This is a genomic window from Micromonospora sp. CA-240977, assembly GCF_050942285.1.
Lineage (GTDB): Bacteria > Actinomycetota > Actinomycetes > Mycobacteriales > Micromonosporaceae > Micromonospora.
Map to the genome: position 1 here is coordinate 7,153,739 of NZ_CP192055.1, position 25,937 is coordinate 7,179,675.

Here is a 25,937-nt window from a genome sequence, read left to right on the forward strand (position 1 = left end):
GTGGACGTTACCCCGGAGGCTGCCGGCGCGGCCCGATCCCCTCGCGCGGCGTCGATCTCCCTACAGGGCATCCATAAGCGTTACCCGAACGGCACCGAGGCCGTCCGGGAACTCAGCCTGGACGTCCGGGCCGGCGAGCTGGTGGTGCTGATCGGCCCGTCCGGCTGCGGTAAGTCGACGGTACTGCGCATGATCAACCGTCTGATCGAGCCGACCTCCGGCCGGATCACGCTCGGCGACGAGGACGTCACCGACGTCGACCCGGTGCGGCTGCGCCGCCGAATCGGGTACGTGATCCAGAACGTCGGCCTCTTTCCACACCAGACGGTCCGGGCCAACGTGGCCACCGTGCCGGGCCTGCTCCGGTGGCCCAAGCGCCAGACCAGGGCCCGGGTCGACGAGTTGCTCGACCTGGTCGGTCTGGACCCGGCCCAGTTCGGCGCCCGCTACCCGCACGAGCTCTCCGGTGGCCAGCGGCAACGGGTCGGGGTGGCCCGCGCGCTCGCTGCCGACCCGGTGGTGCTGCTGATGGACGAGCCGTTCTCGGCCGTCGACCCGATCGTCCGGACCCGCCTGCAGGAGGAGTTCCTCCGTCTTCAGGCCGAGGTCCGCAAGACGACGGTCCTTGTCACCCACGACCTGGACGAGGCGGTCCGGCTCGGCGACCGGATCGCGGTCCTCTCCGAGGGCGGGCACCTGGAGCAGTACGACACCCCGGCCGCACTGCTCGGCGCACCCGCCACCCCGTTCGTCCGCGAGTTCGTCGGAGCCGACCGGGGCATCCGCCGGCTGGCGGTGACCCCACTCGACCGGGAGTCACTGGAGCCCGTACCCGGCGACGCCGCCGCGGACCTGCCCACCGTGGCGCTGGACGGCACCGCGTACGACGCGCTGGCGGCGCTGCTCACCTCGGGACGGGACCAGCTCGTGGTGACCGACGGCGGCCGACCGGTGGGCACGCTCAGCCGACACCGCCTGCTCGACCTGGGCCGACCGGCGAACTGAGCTGACGGCGACCGGGCTGCCGCAGTCGGCGGCCCGGTCCCGGCCGCCTCCGGGCGACCGCGCCGGACCGGCTCAGGCGCGACCGCCGAGGCTGGCGGTGCCGATGATCCACCCGGTGAGGAAGCCGTAGCCGGCACCGGTGCTGGCGTCCTGGAGGGCGCCCAGCATCGACGGGTCCGGGCTGAGCAGCGCCGCGAGCACGGCGGCGAGCCCGCCGGCGAGCACGTACGCGGCCCAGCCGGAGAGGAACTGGCTGACCGAGCCGGGCACCCGGGCCACCTGCGCGGCCGGCAACAGGTAGAGCAGCGCGACCGCGAGGACCACAAGCAGCACGGCCCGCAGGTCGGCGGCGAACAAGCCACCGGGCTGCCCGTCCGCGTCGATCCGCCAGGCCGGCCACGCGAGCAGGCGCAGGTAGAAGGCACCGGCCGACTCCGGGTCGGTCTGGGCGGCGGCCCAACCGGTGTACGCCGGACTGCCACAGATCCCGACAAGCAACAACACGGCGAGCGCGCCGGTGCCGGCGGCCGTGCCGTAGCGGCTGACCCGACCGGAACGGTGCATGAGCGACGCCATCCGCCCAGGCCCCGAACCTGTCGTTCGGGCGGACCTGGGCTGCCCCGAGCGGTTCAGTGCTTCAGCAGGTAGTCGATGAAGGCGGCCCGCAGCAGCGGCGCCGCCTCCTCGTAACCGTGCCCGGTCAGCTCCCGCCACAGCGCGTTGGCCTCGTCGATCGTCGGGCCGATCGAGTTCGGCGCGCCGTCCAGCACCGTCGCCTCGTCCGCGTTCGGCAGGTGCCGCAGCACCGACCAGTAGAACTTGACGTCGCGACGCTCCCGGGCCACGGCGAACGCCCGCTCCCGCAGCTCCTCGGTGGACAACGCGTCAAGCTCGGCGAACGAGGTTCCGCCGGGGGTGGCGGCAGGTGTGTCGGTCATGTCGCCGAGCCTAACGGTCGAGATCAGCTCCGGCTCGGCGGACGCCACCCTGATCACCGCTCGTCGGCGTCCCACCGGCGCGGGCTGTCCTCCCAACGCGGATCCCGCCACGGGTCGACCGGTTGCGGCGCGGCCGGCGTCGGCAGCGTCGGCGGCCAGTTGTCCACCGACTGCGACTGCGGCATGGTCCAACCCGTGCTGATCGTGCCGTCGGTGACCGGTTCGGGCTTGTCGGTGCTGCCCGCTCGGGGCCGACCGAACGTCTCGACCAGCCGGGTGACTAGCAACCCGACGCCGAGCACGGCGCCACCCACCGCCCAGGTGCTCAGCGTCCAACCACGCTCCGGCGCGTACGTCTGGAAGACGGTGACCAGGCTGACCGCCAGCAGCGTGCCGAACACACCGCCGCGACGGCCGTACGCGCTGGTGCCGGCGAGCATTGCCACCCCGATCGCCAGGACCGTCCAGTCCAGCCCCGAGGTGGGCGCGACCGACCCGGGATCAGTGCCCGACCCGGAGTCGTTGGCGGCGATGAGGACACCGGCCAGGGCGGCAAACACGGTGGAGCAGACCAGCGCGACAGCGGTGACCACGGCGGCCACCGCGCCCCGCCGCCGAGCCGGGTCGGCGATCGGCCGGTACCGGCCGACCAGTCGGCGGATCGCCCGGATCGCGCCGAACAGCCCACCGAGGACGGCCACCGCCGCGAAGCCGGCGAACAGGTAGCCGGCGCTGCGCCCCGGGTCGTAGTCGCCCTGCACCAGCACGGGCGCCGAGCGGCGTTCGATGAACACCACCACACCGGCCGCGCCGGCCAGGCTCGCAGCCCAGCCCGGCACGTGCAGCACCACCACCGTCACCGCCAACGCGAGCCCGCCCAGCGCGGCGACCGCCACGGCCGGGCCGACCGACGCCGGCAGGCCCCGATCACCCTGCTCGGCGTAGTGCAGGGCGGCGGCGACCGCGACCGGCCCGACGGCCAGGTTCGGCGCCGCCGTACGCAGGCTCAACCCGGCGGCCATGGCGAGCAACCCCAACCCGACAGCGTCGACGAGCAACGTGCGCAGGTTGTCGGCGCGCAGGGCGGACTGATCCTCCTGCCAGAGCAGCCAGCCCACCGCCGCCACCCCGGCCAGCAGCACAAGCTCCCAGCCCAACTGCACGCCGATCCGGTCCCGGCCGGGCTCACCGTGCGTGGGGTCGTCGAAGACGTTCTCCAGAACGGCGGCGGGCAGCCCGGACGAGGGCTCGACCGAGCGGTCCCGGCCCGCTTCTTCGTAACCCACCACGCCGCCTCCCCAGTGGCCAGCCGTCCCCGGTCCGGCGCGCGGACGGACCGTGGGCGGCCCTTGCTCCCCGATCGCAGGCACCGTACCCGCGCTCGGAGCCGGGCGTAACCCCCTGCTCAGCGCTGGCCGGGACGGCTCTCCCGTGGGTCCTGCTCTCGTTCGTCGTCAGGTCGTTCCGGCACCCGGCACGAGCGCTCCAGCCACAGCGCGGCACCGACCAGAGCCAGCGAGGCGAGCAGACCCCCGCCCGCGGCCGGTCGATCGTCGAGGGCCGCGCGGGTGGTCTCCATGAAGAGCCAGCCGGTGAGCCCCGCGTAGAAGCCGGCGAAGATGGCCGCGGCCAGCGCCGACGCCTTGGCCAGCACCACGAGCCGGGCGACAAGCAGTGGGTCGACCGGGTCCCGGCCGGGCTTGCGCTCGATCCGGCCCCGGGTGTTGATCGCGGCGTACCCCTCGAGCACGGCGAGCCCGGCCAGCGTCACCACCGGCAGCCAGGGCAGCCGGGGGACGCCGCTGTAGTAGAGGCTGCTGATCAGCAGCCAGGCCACCGCCGCCGCGGCCAGCGCGGCCACGACCAGTGTCGAAATCCGGGTGGGACCCATCCGGGACCGATCCGGGCCCGACCCGCCCGGTTTTGGGGACTTCGCCTGCGTCATGCCGGCCGGCTCCGCTCGGTCATGCCGTCGACTCTAACGCCAACTCCGGCCGGGGACGCAGTTGAAGCGCGTCGTCCGCCGCCGGCCCGCTGGTGAGCAGGTCGGTCAGCCAGCCGTGGCCGGGCAGCCGACCGTACGGCTGGATGTCGATCCACGGCCGCAGCACGAAGGCCCGCAGGTGCGCCCGGGGGTGCGGCAGGGTCAGCTCCTCGTCGTCGCTGAGCACCGGCTGGTCGTCGTCGCCCCAGACCGCGATCACGTCCACGTCGAGGGTGCGCGGCCCGAACCGCCGCCGCGGGTCACGGACCCGGCCGGCCGCCCGCTCCGCGTCGCGAGCCCGCTCCAGCCAGTCGCGGGGGGTGGCGGTCGCGTCCTGGGCGAGCAACACCGCGTTCAGGTACGCGGGCTGGTCGGCGTCGCCCCACGGTGGAGTCTCGTACACCCCGGAGAGCACCAGTACGGCGTCGCCGAACGTCGCGACGGCCGTGCGCAGGTGGCCCAGCCGGTCGCCCAGGTTGCTGCCGAGCGACAGCACCGCCCTGGTCACCGGTCCCGCGTCCGGGTCATGGTCACGGCCACGTCGGTGAAGGTGTGCGGCACCGGGGCCTCCGGCTTGTGCACGGTGATCGTGGCGGTGCGCACCCGCTCGTCGGCCAGGCAGACCCCGACGAGTCGATCGGCGAGGGTCTCGATCAGGTTCACCGGCTCGCCGGTCACCACCGCGACCAGCCGTTCGGCCAACTCGCCGTAGTGGACGGTGTCGGTGACGTCGTCGCTGGCCGCCGCCGGCGCCAGGTCCATCTCGAGGACGGCGTCGACAACGAAGTCCTGCCCCTGTTCGCGTTCGAAGTCGTACACCCCGTGTCGGCCGTGGGCCCGCAGGCCGGTCAGCCGGATCCGGTCTGACGTCATCGCCGCGCCTCCTGCTCGTGATCCTGTTGCGTCTGTTTCCGGGCGTGCGACGGCACGACCAGGCGCGGACGGCCGGTCGCGGCCCAGACGGCCAGCGCGTCGACGGTGGCCCGCACGTCGTGGACGCGTACGCCCCAGGCGCCCGCGGCGACCGCCAGCAGGCTGGTGGCGACAGTGGCCGCCTCCCGCTGGGCGGTCGGTCGCGGGGTGCCGTCCGGGTCGGCGAGCAAGCCGCCGAGGTACGACTTGCGGCTGGCCCCGAAGAGCAGCGGACAGCCGAGGTCCAACAGCTCCGGCAGACGGGCGCTGAGTTCCCAGTTGTGCGCGGCGGTCTTCGCGAAACCGAGTCCCGGGTCGACGATGAGGCGGTCGGCGTCCACCCCGGCGGCCAGCGCCGCGTCGATCCGTTGGGCCAGCTCGGCCCGGACGTCAGCCACCACGTCGCCGTAGCTGGCCAGCTCGCGCATCCCGCGGGAGTGGCCTCGCCAGTGCATCAACACCCAGGGGCAGCGCGCGTCGCGAACCACCCGGGACATGTCCGGGTCGGCCAGCCCGCCGGAGACGTCGTTGACCACCGCCGCCCCGGCGGAGAGGGCGGCCTCCGCCACCCGGGCGCGACTGGTGTCGATGCTGACCGCCACGCCGGCGGCCGTCAGCTCGCGGATGACCGGCAACACCCGGGCGACCTCGGTCGCGGCGTCGATCCGTTCGGCGCCGGGACGGGTCGACTCACCGCCGATGTCGATCAGGTGTGCGCCGGCGTCGCGCAGACGGACGCCGTGTCCGACGGCCGAGTCGAGGTCGGCGTACCGTCCGCCGTCGGAGAAGGAGTCCGGTGTGACGTTGAGGACGCCCATCACCACCGGGCCCGAGGCCCGCACCAGATCGGTCACGACTAGACGGTACCGGTCACGGCGGCGGCGCCAACCGACCCGGGTCGGCTCAACCGACCACCCCTGACGTGCTAGTTAGAACAGGTGTACGATCGGTCATCCGGGCAGCATCGGGCAGTCCCTTCGCGGCTTGTCGCAATCCGGGGCGGCCCGTACGCTTTGGAATTGGCCAGCATCGAGATGGCGAAGCTTGGAGGGAGGGCCGAAGCGGGGAAAATCCGCCCAAACCTCGCCACCCTCCGTGGTGAGTAACGAACACAGGGTCAAGAACGCCATGCCCTGTGGAGCAGATTTCCCGCCAGGCTTGCCTATCGCACCGCCGCGGCACCGCCGGCCGCGCTATGGGGAGGTTCCAGTGATCGCCTTCGAGCTCATGGAGACGGCGTCGTCCGGCGTCGCCCACGCGCTCTCCACCCTGGCGTCGACTCCGCTCGCGGAGCCGGCACCGAAGGGGATCGACACAAACAGTGTGGTCACCTTCTTCGCCAGCAAGATCGCGCCGATCCTGCTCGCCGTCCTGGGCGTCATCTTCATCGGCCGAGCCAGCCGGGGCGAGATCTCCAAGGTGCTGACCAGCTCCGCGATCGCGATCGTCGGGCTCGCCTTCATCGCCGGCGCGGCAACACTCTTCTTCGTCGGCGATTACCTGATCGACCTGATCTTCGAATAGGCGCGTTCACCAGATGCGGCTACGCACCGACGACGACATCTACCGGGCCCGCCTGGTCTACCTCGGGCCGCCCGGTTACACCCTTCCGGTCCATCTGCCCTACGCCCAGTACGGGCTCTTCATACTGCTGGTCCCCCTCTACATGTTCATCCACTGGCTGTTCACGTTCACGGTCGAGCTGTTCCCGGCCTGGGAGATCGCGCTCGCCATCGTGACCACGTCGTTCATCTTCCGGCACGTCGACCCCGATCGGCCGGCGCGGGTGGTCATCCGCACCGCGCTTACCGACTGGCGACGCACCCGGGAGCCGGCGGTCGAGCAGCGCGATCCGCGCCTGGTCGGCAGCCGGATCAGGATCCGGGAGGAGCTGGCATGACCGGGCGTACGCCGATCGGTTCGTCACACGACGCGGGTGAGAGCCTGCCGCCATTCCCGAAGGCGGTCGCATGAGTCGCTCGTCCACGCCGGGCTCCCCGGCCGGCCACCCGGCCGTGCCGGCCGGTCACCGTGCGCAATCGTTCGACTACGGCGACGACGAGGACGAGGTGGCGCTCGATCCTGCGCTTGTGACGTCGCCCGGCCATGGCGCGGTGGGCGTGTTCCAGGCACCCCGGCCGATCCCCCGCCGGACACCACCCGCCGAGCCCAGCGCGGTGTCGGCCGGCGAGAACGCCGACATCGACTCCCCCTTCCTGGATCTCTTCGGTGGGGCACGGCCCGGCGCCGCGCGAGCTGTTTCGGCCGGCCCGGGCACGCAGGAGCAGCCGGCGAGCCCACCGCAGGCGCCGCCGACCGCCGGCCCGGCGCCGGCCCGCCCGATTCCCGAGTTGGAACCACCGTGGACACCCGACGACCAGCCTCGCAGCGGCCGCCGGTCCACCGAGCCACGGCCCGGCGGTGGCCACCCGGCCAGCGAGTCCCGGGTGCCGCACCAGGCCGGCGATCGACTGCCGATGGTCCGTCCATCGGGTGAGCCCGACCCGACCCCCACCACACCACCGGCAGACACCGGTCGTGTCAGTGGGCCGGCGCGCACCACGCCGGACAGCCGCGCGACGACCACGCCGTCGAATCGGCAACCGACTCGGGCAGGCCGACCGGCCACTCAGGCAGCCCGGCCGACGGTCCCGACTGAGCAGCCGACCAGCATCGGACCGACGAATCGGCCAGCGCTGGAGCGCACGCCGCGGCGCGCCGCCGAGTCGGATCGACCCAGGGGCACCGAGCCGACCGGACGGGAGATCGCCCCGTCCCGACAGCGTGCCGCGGACCGACCGACCAAACCGACCCGGGTCCGCGCTCCGAAGATCAAGTTCGGCGACCGGGACCCCTCGGTCGAGCTGGCCATCACCGAGATCGCCGGTCACCTGACCTTCACCCCCAACACCGTGACCGCCTGGTACTGGCTGCCCGAGGTTCGCTGGGCATTCCGGCCGGACGCCGAACGCGAAGCGCTGTTGTCGGCGATCTCCGAGCAGTACGCCGGCCTGGCCGGCTTCCGGCTGCACCTGCGCCGCACCACCCGGCCGTTCCCCGCCGACGAGTGGGCGCGCACCATCGACGCCCACACCGCCGCACCGCTCGCCGACGTTCCCGGCACCACCGGTTGGGCCGATCACCTGGTCGCCGCCCAGCGCCACCTGATGGCGGTCAACCACGCCGAAGGCCAGACCTACCTGGGTGTCACCTTCGCCCGCCGCTCCCTCGGCGACTCGCTCACCGAGCGGTTGCTGCGCACCTTCGGCCGGGGCACCGCCGAGGGCGAACGCCGCAAGCTGGGCCGCACCGTGGAGCAGTTCGACGAGGTGCTCGGCGCGTTCGGCATGCGCGGCCGGCGGGTCACCGCCCAGGAGCTGGAGTGGCTGCTCTACCGCTCGGTGGCACTGTGCATGTCGCCGCCGAGCACGCTCTCCCCGGTCACCGACGGGCGCTGGGAGCGTGGCGACCTGCTCGCCATGACCGAGCAGGTCGAGCGCTACCGCACCCCGTACGGCTCGACGGTGAAGCTCGTCAACCGGATGACCGGCGAGGAACGGCACGTCGCCGTGCTCGCCGTCGGCCGGATGGAGCCGCTGGAGATCCCCGAACGGCACGAGCCCTGGCTGCACTTCCACGAGCGGCTGCCGTGGCCGATGGAGATCTCCACCCGCGTCGACATCCTCGGCTCCGGTGACTCCTTCCGCAATCTCGAACACCGACTGCGGATGATCCGCTCGCAGCAGCTCGACTACGCCGAGCACGGCATCGACGCACCCCCGGAGCTGGAGCGACTCGCCAAGCGCGCGCTGGTGATCGGCGACGAGATGACCACCGGCCTGCCTGTCGACTCGGCCCGTGCACACGGCTGGCACCGGATCGCCGTCGGCGGCCGGACCAGGGAGGAATGCCTGGAGCGCGCACGGCGGCTCATCCAGCTGTACTCCCGGGAGCTGCGCATCTCCCTGCAACACCCGAAGAACCAGGACTGGCTGGCCCGCGAGTTCATCCCCGGCGAGCCCATCGCCAACACCGGCTACGTCCGCCGCATGCCGGTGCCGTTGCTCGCCGCCGCGCTCCCCCAGGCCGCCTCGAACGTGGGCGACCGACGGGGCGACCTGATCGGCCGGACCGCCGGCACCTGCCGTCGGCCGGTCTTCCTCGACCTGCACTTCCCCATGGAGGTCCGGGAACGCTCCGGGCTGGCGGTCTTCGTCGCCGAACCGGGAGGTGGCAAGTCGACACTGCTCGGCGCGCTGGGCTACCTGGCCGCCCGCAGAGGCGTCCAGGTGACACTGCTCGACCCGTCCGGCCCGCTGGCCCGACTCTGCGCGATGCCCGAACTGCGGCCGTACTCCCGGGTGTTGAACCTGACCGGTTCGGAGCACGGCACCCTGGCGCCCTACTCACTCATTCCCACACCACTGCGCACCGAGTTCGCCGCCGGCGCGGCTGGTGACCGGGAGTTCGAGATCGCCGTCTCCAACGCGCGGGCCGAACGGCGGATGCTCGTCCAGGACATCTGCATGATGCTCGTTCCGCCGCAGGTGGCCCGCGAGGCATCGACCGCCACCCTGTTCCGGCACGCGGTCCGGCAGGTCCCCGCCGAGGAGACGTCCACCCTCGACGACGTGGTGAGCTGCCTCGGTCGTCTCGACGACGACGCCGGCAAGGAGCTGGCCAACCTCCTGTTGGACACCGCCGAGATGCCACTGGCCATGCTCTTCTTCGGCCGGCCACCGGAAGGGCTGCTCGGCGCCGACGCCGCGCTCACCGTGATCACCATGGCCGGGCTGCGGTTGCCCGACCTCAAGATCGAGCGGGAGTACTGGTCCGCCGAGGAGGCGCTGGCCCTGCCGATGCTGCACACCGCGCACCGGCTCGCCGTCCGCCGCTGCTACGGCGGGTCGATGTCGTCGCGCAAGCTCGTCGGCCTCGACGAGGCGCACTTCATGGAGGGCTGGCGGTCCGGGCGTTCGTTCCTGGTCCGGCTCGCCCGGGACTCCCGCAAGTGGAACCTCGCCGCCCTGGTCGCCTCGCAGAACCCGCGCGACATCCTCGGCCTCGACGTGCAGAACCTGGTCTCCACCGTCTTCGTCGGCCGCATCGCGGAGGACGCCGAGATCGCCTCCGAAGCGCTCCGGCTGCTGCGGGTGCCGGTCAACGACGGGTACGAAGCCACCCTCGCCTCGCTCTCCGCCGCCGACACCAACTCGGCGAACCGCCTCGGCTTCCGCGAGTTCGTGATGCGCGACGTCGACGGCCGCGTGCAGAAGGTCCGGGTCGACGTTTCGTACGTCGAAGGGCTGCTGGACCACCTCGACACGACGCCCGCCGCAATCGCCGCGGCGGCCGGCGTGCTGCCGAGCATCTCCCTGCCGGATCTGGAGGCGTGACATGGCGAGGGCCTGGGCAAGGATCGCGTCGTTCCTGCTCGCCCTCGGCGTACTGGCCGGGGCCACTCTCACCTGGCCGCTGATCGGTGCGGGGGCCGCAGCCGCCGCACCGCCCGTCGCCCAGGCCCGCGCCGACCTCTGCACGACCCAGGAATGGCAGGCCGACTTCCGCGCCTGTGTGGGGAAGCTACAGGCGGTCAGCGAGGACGAGGTCAAATGCCGTAACGCGCCGACCCCGGGTACGCCGGACTCCGGACTCGCCGGCTGGTTCGCCGCCGCGCCACCAACAGACGCTGCGAACGGAGTAGCTGGTCGGTACAGCCTGTACGGATATGCGGGCTACAGCTACAACACGTACGACATAGACGGTGGTTGCGCGTCGAGCGTGCTACATCCGGACTACAAGTTCACCACCACGATCGCGAACGGCGAATTCATGGCCGCTACGGCCATCATCGGCGCATCGAACGCACTCAGAGAGCGCGCCTGGGATCCCGGTTCGATGTGGGGTTGGGCTGACCCGCTGGTGGAGCAAGCCACGAAGGCCGTGTACGAGAAGGTGTTCAGCGTCTTCGGGATCGTCACCCTGTGCGTGGTGGGGCTGTACCTCCTATGGCGGTCCCGTCAGTCCGACATGAGCAATGCGATGACCACCGCCGGGTGGGCCCTACTGGTGATGGTCGCGGTTACGGCGCTGGCCGCTTGGCCAGTCAAGTCAGCCAATGTCGCCGACGGTGCACTTGTCACCAGTCTTGGAGTAGTGCACGACGCTGTCGGCCCGCAGGCGAGGGAACCGGCCCCAGGAAGATGCATCGATCCGGACCCTAACCGCTGCAAGGATCTCCGCACTCCTGCCGTCCGAGCCAGCGACACCGCTACCGAGACCATGCTTTATCGAAACTGGCTTCGCGGAATCCTGGGTTCGGCGGATAGCGAGACTGCCCGCAAGTACGGACCAGCCCTATACGACGCGCGATCCCTCACGTGGGGCGAGGCCAAATCCATGCGCGCCAACCCAGCAACCCGGCAAGCGACGATCACGGCCAAGCAGCAACAGTGGGCGCGAGTGGCTGAGCAGATAAAAACTGAGGACCCGGAGGCCTACGAATACCTCCAGGGAGTGCGGGACATGGACCGCGTCGGCGCCGGGTTCATTGCCGTGCTCGCCTCGGTGCTCTTCGCCATGTTCGACCTGACCGCCTCGCTGCTGGTTCTGCTGGGCTTCCTGATCTTCCGGTGGGCGGTGATCGCGGCACCCATCCTGGGTACGGTGGGCCTGCTCCGGCCGGCCAGCGCCGGGCTGCGCCGCTTGGCGAACGCCGTGGTCGCCGCGGTCTTCAACATCGCGATCTTCGGCACCGGGGCCGCCATCTACCTGTTCGCAGTCGATTTGATCATGAGCACGCCCACCCTGCCCGGCTGGCTCCAGGTGGTGCTGGTCTGGCTCTGCGGGGTGGTCGGCTGGCTGTTGCTGCGCCCGTACCGGCGGATAACCCAGCTTGGCGGCAAGGACAGCAGCGAGGCGGTGAGCTCAGCCGGCTCCTGGCACCGTCGGTTCTTCCGGGACATGCGGGTCGCGGCCCGGCTCGACGTCGTGGAGCCCGGCGGCACGGCGGAGCCGGTGGGCGGACGTCGCCGGTCGCCAAACGCCGAGCAGACCCGACTTCGCCCGGAGGCACGCAGAGAGGACCCGGCGCCGACGCCAACCGCCCCGGTCGGGGCCCAACGGACCGGCAGCGTGCGCCCGGACGGCAAGGAACGCGCCGATGAGGCTACGAATGAGGAGACCGGCGGTCGGGGCCGCAAGGTTCCGCCCCAGCCCCGGCGGCGGCAGCCGGCGACCTGGACCGAACCCGACGTGCCGACCGAGAACCCGTCGTTCGTGGTCTACCGGCCGGGCTCCACGGAGCGTGCGCCGGACCGTACCGGACCGCGGGTGCGCTCAGAGGCCCGGTGACGGCAATGCGACGGGCCCTGGAGTTTCTCTTCACCCGTGCGCTGCGGTCCCGCCTGGGGGTCGCGGTGGTGATCGCGGTGCTCATCTTCGGTGTGATCGGGGCTGCCCGCCTGGTCTCCGGTCCGTCCGATCCGGCAGACGGGCTGAGCAACCGGCCGGACCGGCCGATCACCACAGTGGACCCGACGGCCGGTGACGATGGCGTGAGGGCCACCGAGGCTCCGCCGTCGCCGGTCACCGCGGCGGGGGCCCGTACCCCCGAGCAGACCGCTGACCGGTTCGCCAAGGCCTGGCTCGGTCGGCCCGGGATGGCCGCCGAACAGTGGCAGGCCGGCCTGCGCCCGTTGTCGACACCGGCGTTGACCGAGAAGCTGTCGGGCGTCGACCCCGGCGCAGTTCCGGCCCAGGAGGTCACCGGGCCACCCGAGGTGCGGGCACGCACCCAGACGTTCGTCGAGGTGCTGCTGCCGCTCGACAGCGGTCGGCTCCGGCTGGAGTTGGTCGCCGCCGCCGACGACGGCTGGCTGGTCGACGTGGTGGATTGGGAACGGCAATGACCGTCGACGGTGACGCGGTCCCACTGCGCCGGCGCCTGCGGATCGGGGTTGTCACCACGATCGTCACCGGGGTGCTGCTCCTGCTCTGTTGCACCGGCGGCACCGCCGCGTTCTTCCTCAGTGGGCTCGGTGGCGACGCGGAGAACGGGGACACCCTGGCCGGTTGGGGCTGCGGCCCGGTCCGTCCGGTGGACATCGCCGGCGAGTTGCCGAGGTTCACCGAGTACGGCGACGCTCAGGTCCGGAACGCGGCGATCATCATCAAGATCGGTCAAGACATGGGGGTGCCCTCGCGGGGCTGGGTGATCGCCCTGGCCACCGCGATGCAGGAGTCAGCACTGCGCAACCTGGCGAACAGTGACGTGCCCGCGTCTCTGGCCCTGCCGCACGAGGGAGTCGGGGCCGACCACGACTCGCTGGGCCTTTTTCAGCAGCGGCCGGGCTGGGGGTCGGTCGCCGAGCGGATGACACCCGCGTACACCGCTCGCAAGTTCTACGAGAAACTTGTCAAGGTGCGGAGTTGGCAACGCCGGCCACTGACCGTGGTGGCGCAGCAGGTGCAGGTGAGCGCCTATCCGGATGCGTACGCCAAGCACGAGGAGTTGGCCAGCAAGATCGTTGACGCCCTCGCTGGCGGGGCGGCCCGCACCGTCCAGATCAACGGCAAGGCCGTGTGCAACGCGGCCGAGCACGGCGAGATTGCCGCCTCCGGCTGGACCGCCCCGATACCCGGCGACGTCGGCTCCGGATTCCGGACCGCCGACCGGCCCAGCCACAACGGGGTCGACATCGGGGCCGCCAAGGGCACCGAGATCCGAGCCGCGGCCGCCGGGCGGGTGCTGGTGGCCCGTTGCGACCCGGACAACCAGGGGCGGCGAAGCTGCGACGTGGACGGGTACCCCGGCAAGGGTGGCTGCGGGTGGTTCGTCGACCTGCTGCACGCCGGCGGCAACATCACCCGGTACTGCCACATGGTGGTCCGTCCCCGGGTCGCACCGGACCAGATCGTGCCGGCCGGCGAGGTCATCGGGCAGGTCGGCAGCAGCGGAAACTCGTCAGGCCCACACCTGCATTTCGAGGTGCACCTGCGCGGCGACCGGTCCAGCCGCGGTGCGATCGACCCGATCCCGTTCATGCGCGAGCGGGGTGCCCCGCTGCGCGCTGCCGAGTGAGGCCACCAGGGGCATGACCGGACCGTTGCCGGACCCGTTCGCCGACCAGCCCGACTGGGCGCCCCGGCCACCCCGCCCGCTGGCCATGGTTCCCGCCACCGAGCGGGTGGAACTCCGCGGGCAACGGGTGCTTGTCGGCCTGCCGGGGTTGGGGTGGCGAGGGGACCTGCGCGCGGACGACCGGGTGGTGCAGAGCGCCCGGACCTACGTACCGGTGATTCCCGAGCACGAGTGGTACCGGGCCGAGGCCGACCAGGTCGAGGTGTTCGCGCCGCTGGTGCCTGTGGAACGGGTCTGGGTGGAGACCGTTGGCAGCCGTCCGGAGTCGGAAAGTCCGCGCGAAACCGGTATCCGGTTGGTCTCGCTGGACGGCCCGGCACACCGGACCCCCACACCCGTCTTCGAGGCCGACGCCGTCACCGGCCGCCGGGTGGTGCACGTCGAGGGTGGTCTGGAGCACCGCGACCTGCGAGCGGTCACCGAGACCTACTCGGGCGCCGAGGGGGACATCTGTGTCCGGATCACGCCTGAAGTGGAGTGGTACCGCTGGGCCTGGCGCGGCCAGTCACCGACCACGTTGGAGGTTCCGGTCCACCTGCTATGGATTGAATAGGGTTCAGCTGATCCTGGCAGCAGAGCAGACGCGCCAGCCCTCGCTGTCCCTTACATCGAACCGCCAAGTGTCTGCCAAGCTTTGCTGAACTCCATCGACTGAGGCGCTCCGCCGTACAACGGCGGTCACGGACGCGTCGGTAGCGGCGGTCTTTGAAACGACGACGTTCTCGATATTGATCGAGAACGAGACGGCTAGCTCCTGCTCTCGCTGGACGACTTGGGCGGCAAACGCATCAACCGCAGGGATTCCGTTGTCGCATGTGTACAACTTTGCCCTGTTCGCATCACGAGAGACAAGTGCTGCCTGAAGGTAGTTGACCACCACCACCTCGGGCGCGCTGCGGTCCGGGGCGGACGCGCGCTGGTACAGCACAAGACCCGTGACGAGCCCGCCGAGGCAGAGCAGCGCGAGCACCCCGGCGACGACAGTGAGCACCGTCCGCGTTCGGCGGCGCGGCGGCTGCGGCTCCGGCGGCACCGGGGCAGGTGGCAGCTGCTCGGATGGTGTCCGTTGGGCCGGTACGTGGGAGACCTGGGAACCGGCGGGGGGCTGCACTGATTCCACCTCCTGACGTTATCGGCTGGAGGCCCCGGAGCCAATGCCTCAGATCCAGCGGATCGTGACGGACCCCTATCCATCGGTGAGATCCACGACATCACCGGCGCAGCGCCGTGCCACCTCCCGGAGGAGCCGCCCCGGCTGGGATACGGTCTCTGCTCGGGAGGGGTTGCCAACCTCGGGCAGAGGGGGTGGACGCGGTGGCCGGTCCGAAGGCACGCACGAACCGCGCCGCTGCCCTGCATCGCCAGGCCGCGGCCGTGGCGACCGCTGCAGCCGGAATCCTGGACGAGACCCGGCCAGCCCCTGCCGATCAGCGCCGCCAGTACGAGCTGGCCGATCGCCTTCGGACGGTCGCGGCGCGGTTGGCCCCGGGCTGGTCGGGCGCTGCGTTGGACTCGCTCACCGTGGACTCTCCGGCGGGTGACGGCCCGCCGCCGTTCGTCCGGGTCGGCACGGCGGCGCCGTTGGACGACGCCCGCTTTCCCGCGTTGGTGCCACTGGTCGGCACCGGTCATCTGAGCGTGGACGCCGACGCTCGGGAGCCTCGGGTGGCGGGGTTGCTCCGGGCCGTACTCCTGCGGTTGTTGGCGGCGACGCCGGCGGGTGCGCTGTTGATTCGCGCTGTGGATGCCACGGGTGCGGCGCTGACCCCGTTCGGAGCGCTCGCCGATGCTGGCCTGCTGCCGCCGCCGGCGGTGGACGTGGCGGGTCTGCGCGCGGTGCTGACGGAGGCGGAGCAGTGGGTCACCCCGGGGGCCAGTGGGCGGCGTCGGCACGATCGCACGCTTTTGCTCGTGGTCGCCGCCCTGCCGGAGTCGACGGGCCCGACCGATCTGGCACGGATCGAGGCTCTCGCCGAGCAGGGGCCCGCCGCCGGCCTGCATCTGGTGGTTGCCGGCTGGCCTCCGGCCGGCCCGTACGCGACTCGGGCCGCGCTGCCGCGCAGCACGCCGTTGGCGCTGCGCAACGCGTACGCGTTGCTCGGTGACCCACCGAGCGCGTCCTTCGCGAGTCCGGGAGCGGATCCGCCGGGCGGACTGAACTCACCGGTCTTCGTCGAGGCGGACCCGCCTGTTGAGTTGGTCGACGCCGTGTGTCGGCGGCTGGCCGAGCAGGTGGAGGCCGGCTCCCGGTTGGGGTTGGCGGCTCTGTTGCCGCCGACGGGTGAGCGTCTGTGGGAGTCGGATTCCGCCGACGGGCTGACCACCACTGTCGGTGATGCGGGTGGCCGGTCGGTGCCGCTGGGTTTCACCGAGCTGACCCCGCACTGGCTGGTCAGTGGACGGTCCGCGGCGGGTCGCGCGGCGTTCCTGACTACCGCGTTGCTGGGGTTGGCGGCCCGGTACGGCCCGGACGAGTTGGCGCTCTACCTGGTGGATCTCGGCGATGGTGAGTCGTTCGTGGAGTTTCTGCAGACCGAGCGGGACCGGTCGTGGATTCCGCAGGTGCGCGCAGCCGCGATGGCCGCTGACCGGGAGTACGTCGGGGACCTGCTCGACGAGTTGACGGCCGAGGTGCAGCGTAGGACGGAGGCTGGGGCGCGGGCCGGCGGCCAACGCTTCGCCGAGTTGCGGCAGCATCAGAAGCTGCCCCGGATCGTCTGCGTGTTGGAGAACGTGCCGTTGCTCTTCGCCGAGCGGGACCGGCTGGCCGCGGAGGTGGCCGCCCAGTTGGACGGGTTGGCTCGGGCCGGTCGGGCGTACGGCGTGCACCTGGTGTTGGCCGGTGCGGGCGAGCTGGGATTGAGTGCCCGCGCTGATGCGGGTCATCGGGATTCGGTGCTCGGGCAGTTTCCGGTGCGGGTGGCGTTGCCGGGTGGCAGTCCGGTGTTGGAGCCGACGAACGACTCGGCCGCCGGGCTGCCGGTGGGCAGCGCGGTGGTGAACACCGCCGGCGGGCTCGGTGGCCCCCGGGGCGCGACCCGAGGTCATGAACGACTGATCCGGCACCCCGATCCCCAGGACCACCCGGCGGTGGTGGAGGGGCTGCGGCACGAGCTGTGGGAGGCTCGGCCGGCCGGGTCGGTGCCGCCGGTCGTCTTCGCCGGGTACGCCCGCCCGCTGCTCGGTAACGATCCACGACACCGGGCGGCGTTGGCGGGGCAGGCGCACGGGCCGGCCGCCCTGCTGGGCCGCGCGGTGGACGTGGCCCGCTCGACGGTCGCCGTACCGTTGGGGCCGGCTGCGGGCCGCAACCTCGCGGTGCTCGGATCGGGCGCCGCGGCGGGTGGGTTGCTGGCGACGGCGGCCCGGAGCACCTCCGACCACCATGCGCCGGGCACCGCTCGTTTCCTGGTGGCGGTGCCGGATCCGGGCGCGCGGGCGCTGGCGGAGGCGTTGACGGCGGAGTTGGCCACGCGGCATTCGGCCGAGCTGGTGGATCTGCCGACGCTGCTCGCGGCCCCGGCCGACGACCTGCCGACGTACCTGGTGGCCTTCGGGCTGGACCGGCCGGGGCCTCGGGATCTGCCGGTGGAGCGGTTGCGGGCGCTGCTGCGCAACGGGCCGCCGACGGGGAGACACCTGCTGGGCTGGTGGCGTGCGGTGCCCCCGTTCGCGGCGCTGTTCGAGCCGGCGGGCGAGGTCGACAAGTTGACCGCCGTGGTCGTGCTGGACGTGCCTGTCGCGCAGCTCACCGGGGTCTTCGGTCGGGCTGTGGAGTGGCGGGCCCGCCCTGACCGGGCGGTGCTCTGGGACGGTCCGGACGAGCGGGGCACGGTCCTGGTGCCGTTCGCCGACGAGGCCGGGTGATCCGGTGGCGCGGGCAGGGGAAGTCGAGATGAGTCCGGAAACGACGGTGACCGGGCCGGGGCGGCAGCGGGTCGCCGCGGCGAACGGGGACGCCACCCAGACCGTGGTCGAGCCCAGCACGGCGTGGGCGGAGTACCTTGCCGCGGCCCGCCAGCTGGATGGGGTACGCCGCAGTGCGGCCGCCGCCGCCGGTGAGCAGGCCCGGTCGGCGGAGACCGCCCGGGAGGAGCTGACGGTGGTCCGCACCGGGCTGGCGAGCCAGCAGGAGCGGCTGCGCGAGTTGGGCGTACCAGCGATTTCCCTGGTGCCGTCGCCGCCGGAGCTGAGCGAGGCGTCCCGGTCGATGGCGGGTGGTCCGGCGGCCGTGCTGGCGGCGCTGCGGGTCGCGCGGGGCCGGGCCGAGGCGGCGGACACGGCCCTGGCGGCGCGGCGCCGGTTCCGGCCGGGGTCCTGGCCGGCGCGACTACGCAACCTTCTGGTGTACGGACCGTTGGCGCTGGTGGTGCCGCTGATCCAGGTAGCGGTGTACGCGGCGACGGGGGTGGGAGCCGCCAGTGTGGCCGCGTTGATCTGTGGGTTGCCGATGCCGGCTGTCGCGTTCGTCGCCGGTTGGGTGGGCATCGGGCGGTTGTTCCGGGTGAGCCCCGCCGAGCGACTGGACCGGACGGTGCGCTTCGGCGCGCTGGTGTGTCTGGTGCCGGCGGTGTTGGTGACGGCGGGCCTGCTGCTGGTCCTGCTCGCCGGCTGACCTGCCCGGCTGGTCGGCGCCGGGCAGGAGAGCGGACGGGCGGGACTGCGACGGCCGGCCGTCCCCGGTGGGGTCGGCCGGCCGGAGTGCGTCGGACTGTCAGCGCGGGATGATCAGCGCCATTGCCTCGGCACGGGACTTGGAGTCCGTCTGCAGGATGCCGCGCACCGCCGACGTGATGGTCTTGGCACCGGATTTCTGGATGCCGCGCATCGCCATGCACATGTGCTCGCACTCGAGCACGACGACGACGCCACGGGGGGCGAGGGTGCTCATCAGCAGGTCGGCAACCTGTGAGGTGAGCCGCTCCTGCACCTGGGGCCGGCGGGCGAAGACCTCGACCAGTCGGGCCAGCTTGGACAGGCCGGTGATCCGCCCGTCCGGGCCGGGGATGTAGCCGATGTGCGCGCTGCCGCGGAACGGCAGCAGGTGGTGCTCGCAGAGGCTCATCACGTCAATGTCCCGGACGATCACCAGTTCTTCGTGGTTGGCCTCGAAGGTGGTGCTGAGCACCTGGGCCGGGTCGACCCGCAGGCCGGCGAAGAGTTCGGCGTACGCGCGGGCGACCCGGGCCGGGGTCTGCTGGAGCCCGTCCCGGTCCGGGTCCTCGCCGACGGCGATGAGGATCTCCCGGACAGCCTTCTCAATGCGGCCCAGGTCGACGGCGTCCTCGACAGGCCGGCCGGTGAGCCGGCCACTGATCAGCCGGGCGGCAACGTAGTCCAGCCCGTCGTCGCCGTCGGGCTCGGTCGCGGAGACGGCCAGCTCCCGGTGGGGGGAGCTGGCCGTCGGGTCGTTGCTCAGTGCGTACCGTCCGAGTTGTTGGACGGCGTCCCGCCGCCGACCGACGCCTGCGCGCCGTCGGCCTGGGCCTGCGCCTTGAGCTTGTCCTTCTCCGCGGGGGTGAGCACGGGCGGCTCGGTGGAGGGCTGACGCTTACCGAAGCCGTTGTAGGGCACCAGCGGCGGGCGCTTGACCACCCGGGCGCAGATCCGCGCCATGTCGGCGGTGGAGAGGGTCTCCTTCTCGATCAGTTCGAGCACGATGTTGTCCAGGACGTCCCGGTACTCCACAAGGATCTCCCAGGCCTCGTCGTGCGCCAGCTCGACGAGCGCCCGCATCTCGCCGTCGATCTCGGCGGCCACCGAGTCCGAGTAGTCCCGCTCGTGACCCATGTTGCGGCCGAGGAACGGCTCGTCTCCGCTGGTGCCGTACTTGATCGCGCCGAGCTTGGAGCTCATGCCGTACTGCGTGATCATCGCGCGGGCCAGCTGGGTGGCTTTGTTGATGTCGTCGCCCGCGCCGGTGGTCGGCTCGTGGAAGACCAGTTCCTCGGCGGCCCGCCCGCCCAGCGCGTACGCCAGGGTGTCGATCATTTCGGCCCGGGTCTGGGTGTACTTGTCCTCGGTCGGCAGCACCAGGGTGTGGCCCAGTGACCGACTCCGGGACAGGATCGTCACCTTGTGCACCGGCGCGGCGTGCGGCAGCGCCCAGGCGACAAGCGCGTGCCCTCCCTCGTGGTACGCGGTGATCTTCTTTTCCTGGTCGCTCATCACCCGGGTCCGCCGCTGCGGACCGGCGATCACCCGGTCGATCGACTCTTCCAGGGTCTCGTTGGTGATCGCCCGCTGGTCCTTACGGGCGGTGAGCAGGGCCGACTCATTGATCACGTTGGCCAGGTCGGCGCCGCTGAAGCCCGGGGTACGCCGCGCCACCGAGTCGAGGTCGACGTCGGGGGTGAACGGCTTGCCCTTGGCGTGCACCCGCAGGACGGCCTTGCGGCCCTCCATGTCGGGGGCGTCCACCGGGATCTGCCTGTCGAACCGGCCCGGGCGCAGCAGCGCCGGGTCGAGGATGTCCGGCCGGTTGGTGGCCGCGATCAGGATGACTCCACCCTTGGTGTCGAAGCCGTCCATCTCGACGAGGAGCTGGTTGAGCGTCTGCTCGCGCTCGTCGTGACCGCCGCCCATGCCGGCGCCGCGGTGTCGACCGACGGCGTCGATCTCGTCGACGAAGACGATCGCCGGGGCGTTGGTCTTGGCCTGCTCGAAGAGGTCGCGGACCCGGCTGGCGCCGACACCGACGAACATCTCCACGAAGTCGGAGCCGGAGATGGAGTAGAACGGCACCCCGGCCTCGCCGGCGACCGCGCGGGCCAGCAGCGTCTTGCCCGTGCCGGGCGGACCAAAGAGCAGCACGCCCTTGGGGATCTTGGCGCCCAGGGCCTGGTACTTCGCGGGGTTCTGGAGAAAGTCCTTGATCTCGTGCAGTTCCTCGACGGCCTCCTCGGCACCCGCGACGTCCGCGAAGGTCGTCTTCGGAGTGTCCTTGGTGATCATCTTCGCCTTGGACTTGCCGAAGTTGAGCACCCGGGAGCCGCCGCCCTGCATCTGCGACATGAAGAACAGCAGCAGCAGGACCAGCAACGCGATCGGCAGCAGGTTGACCAGCAGGCTCACCCAGATGCTGTCCGACGAGACCTTGGCGTCGGCCGGGCCGGTGACCCGGTTGGCCGCCTTGGCGTCCAGCACCTCGTTCCAGACCTCGTCACCGACCTGGTACGGGAACTGAGCCTCGATCTTGTTGGTCTCGGTCTTGCCGAACTTGGTCTTCTGGGCCAGGTCCAGCTGGAGCGTCTGCTCCTTGTCCTGGAAGACCACCTTGTTGATCTTGGCGGTGTGGAGCTGATCGAGCGCGACGGAAGTGTCCACGCGGTGGTAGCTGGGACCAGCGGTGAACAGCTGACTGAGCACAACTGCGCCGAGGATGACCAGGATGATCCAGACCACCGGTCGGCGGAAGAAACGCGTACGTTCCATACTGTTGTCGAGCGCCGGAGCGCCCGCATCCTCCTGATCGACGTCCTGACCATCTGATTGGTGTCGCCGCGGTGAGCGGCGGTCGGGGCTGCCATGCGGGGCTGCCTCGACCCGAGACGCGAAAACTGCCGCGCCGCGGTCATTCGACGGTACACCGTGTACGCGAGGAGCGAGCTCGCGAGCCCCGCACTGGGCGCACCTTTGATATCGATAAGGCGCACCGTGGGCAGGCCCACCAGCCCGCGACCCGCGTACGGCGGGTCCGGGTGGAAACCGGCGTGGCGGGGAGTCCGGCCCGCCCACCCGACGGCCCGATCGCGCTGCCGAGGGAGGTCGGGCACGGAACAACCTCCGGGCCACCGGGTCCACGGTAGCCGCAAGAGCTGAGAGCGCGCTGAACGTCGGCTTGATGGATGCCGATGCGAGTCGACCTCACGCCGCTCCGGCGGGTCGCGGCCGGCGTCAGGAGCGGGCGTAGACCTCGGGCTTGAGCACCCCGACGTACGGCAGCTCCCGGTAGCGCTCACCGAAGTCCAGGCCGTAGCCGACCACGAACTCGGTGGGGATGTCGAAGCCGACGTACTTGACCGGGACCGGCACCTTTACCGCGTCCGGCTTGCGGAACAGCGCGACGACCTCCACGCTCGCCGCCGAGCGGGACTCCAGGTAGCGCAGCAGCCAGGAGAGGGTGAGCCCGGAGTCGACGATGTCCTCGACGACCACCACGTGCCGACCGGCGATGTCCCGGTCCAGGTCCTTGAGGATGCGGACCACCCCGGAGGAGGTGGTGCCCTGGCCGTAGGAGGAGATGGCCATGAAGTCGAGTTCGGCCGGGGGGCCGTTGCGGCCCAGCGCCCGGGCGAAGTCCGCCATGAACATCACCGCGCCCTTGAGCACGCACACGAGCAGTAGCCCGTCGTTCACGTGCGAGTAGTCGGCGGAGACCTGCTTGGCCAGCTCCGCTGTCTTCTCGCGAATCTGCGCCTCGGAGATGATCACGTGGTCGATGTCGGCGTCGTACCAGGAGCCGTCAGCCATGACTCCTAGCCTGCCGTACGTCGGATGGCCTCCGTCGGCGGGGCCGCACCTTTTGGCGCGGTCCCGCCGGGGATTTTCTGGGCAAAAGCTGTCAATCGCATCAGTTGGTACGTGACCGCCAGCGGCGGCCATCGTCACTGGGCTTCCAGTCCGCCGAATCGTGACTGTCGACGGTCAGCCCGGCCGCCGAGGCGGCGACGAGCAGGACGAGGAAGAGGAGGAAGAACAGGAACTCCATGGCGGCGCTCACTTTCGCATGGTTGCTGTCGGTTTCGCCGCCGGTGCGCACCGGACTGAGACCAGTCTGCGACCACTCGCGCCGACCGGACAGTGGCAGCAATGCCATTGGTCATCGATTTACTGCCACCTGTCGGGTTACCCTCGTCACATGCTCCGGTCCATCGCCGTCCTCGCGCTCGACCAGGTCGCCCCCTTCGAACTCGGCGTGCTCGCCGAGGTGTTCGGCACCGACCGCACCGCCGACGGTTTCCCCGGCTACCGCTTCCAGGTGTGCAGCCCCGACGGCGCTCCGGTGCGGACGTCGTCCGGCTTCCACCTCACCCCGCACGCCGACCTCGGCCCGGTCGACGAGGCCGACCTGGTGGCCATCCCCGCGCACAGCCAGGGCACCACAGTTCCCGCCCCGGTGCTCGACGCGCTCCGGCGAGCCGACGCCCGTGGAGCGCACCTGTTCAGCGTCTGTTCGGGCGCCTTCCTGCTCGGCGAGGCCGGCCTGCTCGACGACCGGGAGTGCACAACCCACTGGCGGTACGTGGACGAACTGCAACGCCGGCACCCACGCGCCCGGGTGCGCTGCAACTCGCTCTACGTCCAGGACGGCCGGCTGCTCACCAGCGCCGGCACGGCGGCCGGCATCGACGCCTGCCTGCACCTGATCCGCCAGGAGCACGGCTCGGCCACCGCGACCCGACTGGCCCGGCGGATGGTGGTCCCGCCGCACCGCGACGGCGGCCAGTCGCAGTACGTCGAGGCGCCCATCCCAAAGGCGCCCGAGGCGCCCACCCTGGAACCGGTGCTGGAGTGGCTGATGGGTCACCTGGACCGGACCACCACCGTGGAGGAGTTGGCCGCCCGCGCCGGCATGGCGCCGCGCACGTTCGCCCGCCGGTTCCGCGCCGAGACCGGCACCACCCCGCACGACTGGCTCACCAACCAACGGGTGCTGCTCGCCCGGCGGCTGCTGGAGGAGACCCCGTTGAGCGTGGAGGCCGTCGCCGACCAGTCCGGCTTCGGCGACGCCGCGGCGCTCCGCCACCACTTCAGCCGCCGGGTCGGCGCCACCCCACACAGCTACCGGACCACCTTCCGGGACCGGACACACAACGTCTGAACGGGTCTCTCACCCCGGGGGGACGGGTGCCAACCGGTCGGCGCGACGGAGCACCCGGACACCCCCGGGCAGGTCGGTCGGACCCTGACCGTGCCAAGCGGTGACCAGCGCGTCCAGGGCGTCGACGTGCCGGTGCGACAGGGCACCGGGCAGGGCGCCCAACTCCCGCGCCCAGGTGTGCAGCACCCGGCCCCGCACCGCGGGCACCAGACCGGCCAGCGCCGGCGCCCAGAGCCCCCCTTCGGGACAACGGGCCGCCGCCAGCGCCGTCGCCGCCAACTCGTCGAGCGCGGCGTTGTCGGCCGCCACCAGACCGGCGGTACGCGCGAGGTTGTCCACCACGCCCGGCCCGAGCGCGCGTACCAGCGCCGGCAGCAGGTCGCCCCGCACCCGGGAGCGGGCGTACGACGGGTCGGTGTTGTGCGGGTCCTGCCACGGGCTCAGCCCGAGCACGGCACACGCGGCGCGTGTCTGCTCCCGACCGATCTCCAGCAGGGGACGCAGCAGCGGCACCCCGTTCAGGTCCCGCCGGGCCGGCATCCCGGCCAGCCCGCGCGGACCGGCGCCCCGGGCGAGCGCGAGCAGCACCGTCTCCGCCTGGTCGTCGCGGGTGTGCCCAGTGAGCACCGCTACCGCTTTCCGCTCCCGGGCCGCCTCGGTCAACGCCTGGTAACGGGCCTCCCGGGCGGCCGCCTCCGGCCCGCCTGGACGCCCCGCCACCTCCACCCGCACCACTGTCGAGGAGGCGAACCCGAACCCACCGGCCCAGGCGGCCACCGCCTCGGCACGCTCCGCCGAGCCGTCCTGCAGACCGTGGTCGACAGTGACCAGCACGGCGGCGCGGCCCAGTCGAGGCGCCACGAACGCGGTGGCCGCCGCGAGGGCGAGCGAGTCGGCTCCGCCGGAGCAGGCGACAAGCACCGGCCCGTCGGCCGGCAGACCGGTCAGGGCGCGACGGACCGCCACCCGGATCGCGGCCAACGGTGGGGCGAGCGCGGCCACCGGCGGGCGGTCAGCCAGCGGCCGGAATGGTGCCGGCCGGGCCGTGTACCCGGGCCACCCAGGCATCCGGGTCGCCCAACTCGGACAACCGGGGCAGCGTGAGCGGCGAGTTGAAGATCGAGTTGAACCCTTCCATCCCGACCCGCTCCACCACGCCGTGCACGAACTTGCGCCCCTCGGCGTACTGGCGCATCTTGACGTCCACCCCGAGCAGCCGGCGGATCGCCTTCTCCAGCGGGTTGCCCGCCTCCCGGCGTCGGTTGAACGACGCCCGGATCCGCTCCACGCTCGGGATCACCTGCGGACCGACGCCGTCCATCACGAACTCGGCGTGCCCCTCCAGCAGGGTCATCAACGCGGTGAGCCGGTCGAGCACCGCCCGCTGCGCCGGGGTCTGCACGATGTCCAGCACGCTGGTGCGGCTCTCCGGGTCACGGACCGCCTCGGAGAGCGTGGCCACCCCGCGCCGCAGCCGCTCGACGAGGTGCTCACTCCCGCTGGACGAGGCGTCGACGAACGCCTGCACCTCGCCGAGGAAGTAGGCCCGCATCCACGGGACGGCGGTGAACTGGGTCCGGTGGGTGACCTCGTGCAGGCACACCCAGAGCCGGAAGTCGCGCGGGTCCGCGCCGAGCTTCCGCTCGACCTCGACGATGTTCGGCGCGACAAGCAGCAGTTGGCCCGGGTCGGCCGAGAAGACCTCGTACTGCCCGAGCACCCGACCGGAGAGGTAGGCCAGCACGGTGCCGGCCTGCACCCCGGTCAGCCGGGAGCCGACCGCCTCGGTCAACGCGCTCGGCTGTTTGTCGCCGGACAGCCGGCTCACCAGCGGAGTGATCACCTCGCGAAGACCGGCGATGTTGGCCGCGGCCCAGTCGCGCCGGTCGACCACCCGGACCGGCGGATGCGCCACCTGCGCCCGCAGCCCCGTGTAGTCGGCCACGTGCCCGGCCGCCTCGTCGGTCAGCCGGCGCAGGTCGCCGACCACGTCGGTGGCCTCGGCATACGACACCCGGGGGCCCGACTTGCTCAACGCCCCCGCGGTGGCGGCGGCCAGATCCCAGTCCACGAACTGCGCCATGGACCCACCGTACCCGCGCCGCGACACCCCGGCCCGGGCTCGCGTCCCCG

Annotated in this window: 25 protein-coding genes; 11 read left to right on the forward strand and 14 right to left on the reverse strand. The window is 71.8% G+C overall.

Annotation, left to right across the window (positions count from 1 at the left end; genetic code table 11):
* Positions 1–1,005 carry an ABC transporter ATP-binding protein gene (locus ACQPWW_RS32600; protein WP_433127642.1) on the forward strand — a complete coding sequence of 335 codons (1,005 nt, stop codon included), beginning with the start codon at positions 1–3 and terminating at the stop codon, positions 1,003–1,005.
* A 72-nt stretch (positions 1,006–1,077) separates the two neighbouring features.
* Here the strand turns inward: ACQPWW_RS32600 and ACQPWW_RS32605 are convergent, their stop codons facing one another.
* The 7 genes from ACQPWW_RS32605 to folP form a co-directional block, all read right to left on the reverse strand.
* Positions 1,078–1,569 (reverse strand): hypothetical protein, encoded by a 492-nt coding sequence (locus tag ACQPWW_RS32605; RefSeq protein WP_433127643.1) that lies wholly within the window; start codon positions 1,567–1,569, stop codon positions 1,078–1,080.
* Between the two features lie 65 nt (positions 1,570–1,634).
* Positions 1,635–1,943, reverse strand: a complete 309-nt coding sequence (locus ACQPWW_RS32610) for a hypothetical protein (RefSeq protein ID WP_433127644.1) — start codon at positions 1,941–1,943, stop codon at positions 1,635–1,637.
* A 53-nt stretch (positions 1,944–1,996) separates the two neighbouring features.
* Entirely contained in the window at positions 1,997–3,229 is a 1,233-nt protein-coding gene (locus tag ACQPWW_RS32615; RefSeq protein WP_433134716.1) for an ABC transporter permease, read from the reverse strand.
* A gap of 119 nt (positions 3,230–3,348) precedes the next feature.
* Positions 3,349–3,888, reverse strand: coding sequence for a DUF3180 domain-containing protein (locus tag ACQPWW_RS32620; RefSeq protein WP_433127645.1), 540 nt, complete (start codon positions 3,886–3,888; stop codon positions 3,349–3,351).
* A gap of 19 nt (positions 3,889–3,907) precedes the next feature.
* Positions 3,908–4,435, reverse strand: a complete 528-nt coding sequence (gene folK, locus ACQPWW_RS32625) for a 2-amino-4-hydroxy-6-hydroxymethyldihydropteridine diphosphokinase (protein ID WP_433127646.1) — start codon at positions 4,433–4,435, stop codon at positions 3,908–3,910.
* Positions 4,432–4,800, reverse strand: coding sequence for a dihydroneopterin aldolase (folB, locus tag ACQPWW_RS32630; protein WP_433127647.1), 369 nt, complete (start codon positions 4,798–4,800; stop codon positions 4,432–4,434). The genes folK and folB overlap by 4 nt, the downstream gene beginning before the upstream one ends.
* A complete protein-coding gene (folP, locus tag ACQPWW_RS32635) occupies positions 4,797–5,693 on the reverse strand; it encodes a dihydropteroate synthase (RefSeq protein WP_433127648.1) in 897 nt (298 codons plus the stop codon). Before folP ends, folB begins: the two co-directional genes overlap by 4 nt.
* 355 nt (positions 5,694–6,048) lie before the next feature.
* Here folP and ACQPWW_RS32640 point away from each other — a divergent pair, with 355 nt between their 5' ends.
* The 7 genes from ACQPWW_RS32640 to ACQPWW_RS32670 all read left to right on the forward strand — a co-directional run bounded on the left by ACQPWW_RS32640 (position 6,049) and on the right by ACQPWW_RS32670 (position 14,534).
* Positions 6,049–6,363, forward strand: coding sequence for a hypothetical protein (locus ACQPWW_RS32640; protein WP_074315118.1), 315 nt, complete (start codon positions 6,049–6,051; stop codon positions 6,361–6,363).
* Between the two features lie 13 nt (positions 6,364–6,376).
* The gene (locus ACQPWW_RS32645) at positions 6,377–6,739 is read left to right on the forward strand and encodes a hypothetical protein (protein ID WP_151488070.1); all 363 of its coding nucleotides are present in this window, start codon (positions 6,377–6,379) and stop codon (positions 6,737–6,739) included.
* A 70-nt stretch (positions 6,740–6,809) separates the two neighbouring features.
* The gene (locus ACQPWW_RS32650; RefSeq protein WP_433127649.1) at positions 6,810–10,235 is read left to right on the forward strand and encodes an ATP-binding protein; all 3,426 of its coding nucleotides are present in this window, start codon (positions 6,810–6,812) and stop codon (positions 10,233–10,235) included.
* A gap of 1 nt (position 10,236) precedes the next feature.
* Positions 10,237–12,192: an MFS transporter gene (locus ACQPWW_RS32655; RefSeq protein ID WP_433127650.1), complete on the forward strand. Its 1,956-nt coding sequence runs from the start codon at positions 10,237–10,239 to the stop codon at positions 12,190–12,192.
* Positions 12,189–12,749 (forward strand): hypothetical protein, encoded by a 561-nt coding sequence (locus ACQPWW_RS32660; RefSeq protein ID WP_433127651.1) that lies wholly within the window; start codon positions 12,189–12,191, stop codon positions 12,747–12,749. The genes ACQPWW_RS32655 and ACQPWW_RS32660 overlap by 4 nt, the downstream gene beginning before the upstream one ends.
* On the forward strand, positions 12,746–13,921 hold the full coding sequence (locus ACQPWW_RS32665; RefSeq protein ID WP_433127652.1) for a M23 family metallopeptidase: 1,176 nt from the start codon (positions 12,746–12,748) through the stop codon (positions 13,919–13,921). Before ACQPWW_RS32660 ends, ACQPWW_RS32665 begins: the two co-directional genes overlap by 4 nt.
* Positions 13,922–13,934: 13 nt before the next feature.
* Positions 13,935–14,534, forward strand: a complete 600-nt coding sequence (locus tag ACQPWW_RS32670; RefSeq protein ID WP_433127653.1) for a hypothetical protein — start codon at positions 13,935–13,937, stop codon at positions 14,532–14,534.
* A 3-nt stretch (positions 14,535–14,537) separates the two neighbouring features.
* Here the strand turns inward: ACQPWW_RS32670 and ACQPWW_RS32675 are convergent, their stop codons facing one another.
* Positions 14,538–14,972 carry a hypothetical protein gene (locus tag ACQPWW_RS32675; protein WP_433127654.1) on the reverse strand — a complete coding sequence of 145 codons (435 nt, stop codon included), beginning with the start codon at positions 14,970–14,972 and terminating at the stop codon, positions 14,538–14,540.
* Between the two features lie 314 nt (positions 14,973–15,286).
* Here ACQPWW_RS32675 and ACQPWW_RS32680 point away from each other — a divergent pair, with 314 nt between their 5' ends.
* Together ACQPWW_RS32680 and ACQPWW_RS32685 are read left to right on the forward strand one after the other, a co-directional pair.
* On the forward strand, positions 15,287–17,848 hold the full coding sequence (locus ACQPWW_RS32680) for an FtsK/SpoIIIE domain-containing protein (protein WP_433127655.1): 2,562 nt from the start codon (positions 15,287–15,289) through the stop codon (positions 17,846–17,848).
* Positions 17,849–17,876: 28 nt separating this feature from the next.
* Complete coding sequence (locus ACQPWW_RS32685; protein WP_433127656.1) at positions 17,877–18,596, forward strand: hypothetical protein; 720 nt, start codon at positions 17,877–17,879, stop codon at positions 18,594–18,596.
* Between the two features lie 99 nt (positions 18,597–18,695).
* On the opposite strand, the gene folE is transcribed toward ACQPWW_RS32685, so the two are convergent.
* The 4 genes from folE to ACQPWW_RS32705 all read right to left on the reverse strand — a co-directional run bounded on the left by folE (position 18,696) and on the right by ACQPWW_RS32705 (position 22,799).
* Positions 18,696–19,361, reverse strand: a complete 666-nt coding sequence (gene folE / locus ACQPWW_RS32690) for a GTP cyclohydrolase I FolE (RefSeq protein WP_433134718.1) — start codon at positions 19,359–19,361, stop codon at positions 18,696–18,698.
* Positions 19,362–19,396: 35 nt separating this feature from the next.
* Positions 19,397–21,415 carry an ATP-dependent zinc metalloprotease FtsH gene (ftsH, locus tag ACQPWW_RS32695; RefSeq protein ID WP_433127657.1) on the reverse strand — a complete coding sequence of 673 codons (2,019 nt, stop codon included), beginning with the start codon at positions 21,413–21,415 and terminating at the stop codon, positions 19,397–19,399.
* Positions 21,416–21,877: 462 nt separating this feature from the next.
* Entirely contained in the window at positions 21,878–22,453 is a 576-nt protein-coding gene (gene hpt / locus ACQPWW_RS32700) for a hypoxanthine phosphoribosyltransferase (RefSeq protein WP_357252898.1), read from the reverse strand.
* Positions 22,454–22,553: 100 nt separating this feature from the next.
* Complete coding sequence (locus ACQPWW_RS32705) at positions 22,554–22,799, reverse strand: hypothetical protein (RefSeq protein ID WP_433134776.1); 246 nt, start codon at positions 22,797–22,799, stop codon at positions 22,554–22,556.
* A 42-nt stretch (positions 22,800–22,841) separates the two neighbouring features.
* On the opposite strand from ACQPWW_RS32705, the gene ACQPWW_RS32710 reads away from it, so the two are divergent.
* Positions 22,842–23,804 carry a GlxA family transcriptional regulator gene (locus ACQPWW_RS32710; RefSeq protein ID WP_433127658.1) on the forward strand — a complete coding sequence of 321 codons (963 nt, stop codon included), beginning with the start codon at positions 22,842–22,844 and terminating at the stop codon, positions 23,802–23,804.
* A gap of 9 nt (positions 23,805–23,813) precedes the next feature.
* On the opposite strand, the gene tilS is transcribed toward ACQPWW_RS32710, so the two are convergent.
* Positions 23,814–24,806, reverse strand: a complete 993-nt coding sequence (gene tilS / locus ACQPWW_RS32715) for a tRNA lysidine(34) synthetase TilS (protein WP_433127659.1) — start codon at positions 24,804–24,806, stop codon at positions 23,814–23,816.
* Positions 24,807–24,816: 10 nt separating this feature from the next.
* Entirely contained in the window at positions 24,817–25,887 is a 1,071-nt protein-coding gene (locus ACQPWW_RS32720; protein ID WP_433127660.1) for a zinc-dependent metalloprotease, read from the reverse strand.
* Between the last annotated feature and the right edge of the window lie 50 nt (positions 25,888–25,937).

What these genes read in the sequence shown, in the direction of transcription:
- ACQPWW_RS32605 (WP_433127643.1), bottom strand. Translation starts at nt 1,569, where the DNA reads ATGCACCGTTCCGGTCGGGTCAGCCGCTACGGCACGGCCGCCGGCACC.
- ACQPWW_RS32610 (WP_433127644.1), bottom strand. Translation starts at nt 1,943, where the DNA reads ATGACCGACACACCTGCCGCCACCCCCGGCGGAACCTCGTTCGCCGAG.
- ACQPWW_RS32620 (WP_433127645.1), bottom strand. Translation starts at nt 3,888, where the DNA reads ATGACGCAGGCGAAGTCCCCAAAACCGGGCGGGTCGGGCCCGGATCGG.
- folB (WP_433127647.1), bottom strand. Translation starts at nt 4,800, where the DNA reads ATGACGTCAGACCGGATCCGGCTGACCGGCCTGCGGGCCCACGGCCGA.
- ACQPWW_RS32645 (WP_151488070.1), top strand. Translation starts at nt 6,377, where the DNA reads ATGCGGCTACGCACCGACGACGACATCTACCGGGCCCGCCTGGTCTAC.
- ACQPWW_RS32650 (WP_433127649.1), top strand. Translation starts at nt 6,810, where the DNA reads ATGAGTCGCTCGTCCACGCCGGGCTCCCCGGCCGGCCACCCGGCCGTG.
- ACQPWW_RS32655 (WP_433127650.1), top strand. Translation starts at nt 10,237, where the DNA reads ATGGCGAGGGCCTGGGCAAGGATCGCGTCGTTCCTGCTCGCCCTCGGC.
- ACQPWW_RS32665 (WP_433127652.1), top strand. Translation starts at nt 12,746, where the DNA reads ATGACCGTCGACGGTGACGCGGTCCCACTGCGCCGGCGCCTGCGGATC.
- ACQPWW_RS32670 (WP_433127653.1), top strand. Translation starts at nt 13,935, where the DNA reads ATGACCGGACCGTTGCCGGACCCGTTCGCCGACCAGCCCGACTGGGCG.
- ACQPWW_RS32685 (WP_433127656.1), top strand. Translation starts at nt 17,877, where the DNA reads ATGAGTCCGGAAACGACGGTGACCGGGCCGGGGCGGCAGCGGGTCGCC.
- ftsH (WP_433127657.1), bottom strand. Translation starts at nt 21,415, where the DNA reads ATGGAACGTACGCGTTTCTTCCGCCGACCGGTGGTCTGGATCATCCTG.
- hpt (WP_357252898.1), bottom strand. Translation starts at nt 22,453, where the DNA reads ATGGCTGACGGCTCCTGGTACGACGCCGACATCGACCACGTGATCATC.
- ACQPWW_RS32705 (WP_433134776.1), bottom strand. Translation starts at nt 22,799, where the DNA reads ATGGCATTGCTGCCACTGTCCGGTCGGCGCGAGTGGTCGCAGACTGGT.
- ACQPWW_RS32710 (WP_433127658.1), top strand. Translation starts at nt 22,842, where the DNA reads ATGCTCCGGTCCATCGCCGTCCTCGCGCTCGACCAGGTCGCCCCCTTC.
- ACQPWW_RS32720 (WP_433127660.1), bottom strand. Translation starts at nt 25,887, where the DNA reads ATGGCGCAGTTCGTGGACTGGGATCTGGCCGCCGCCACCGCGGGGGCG.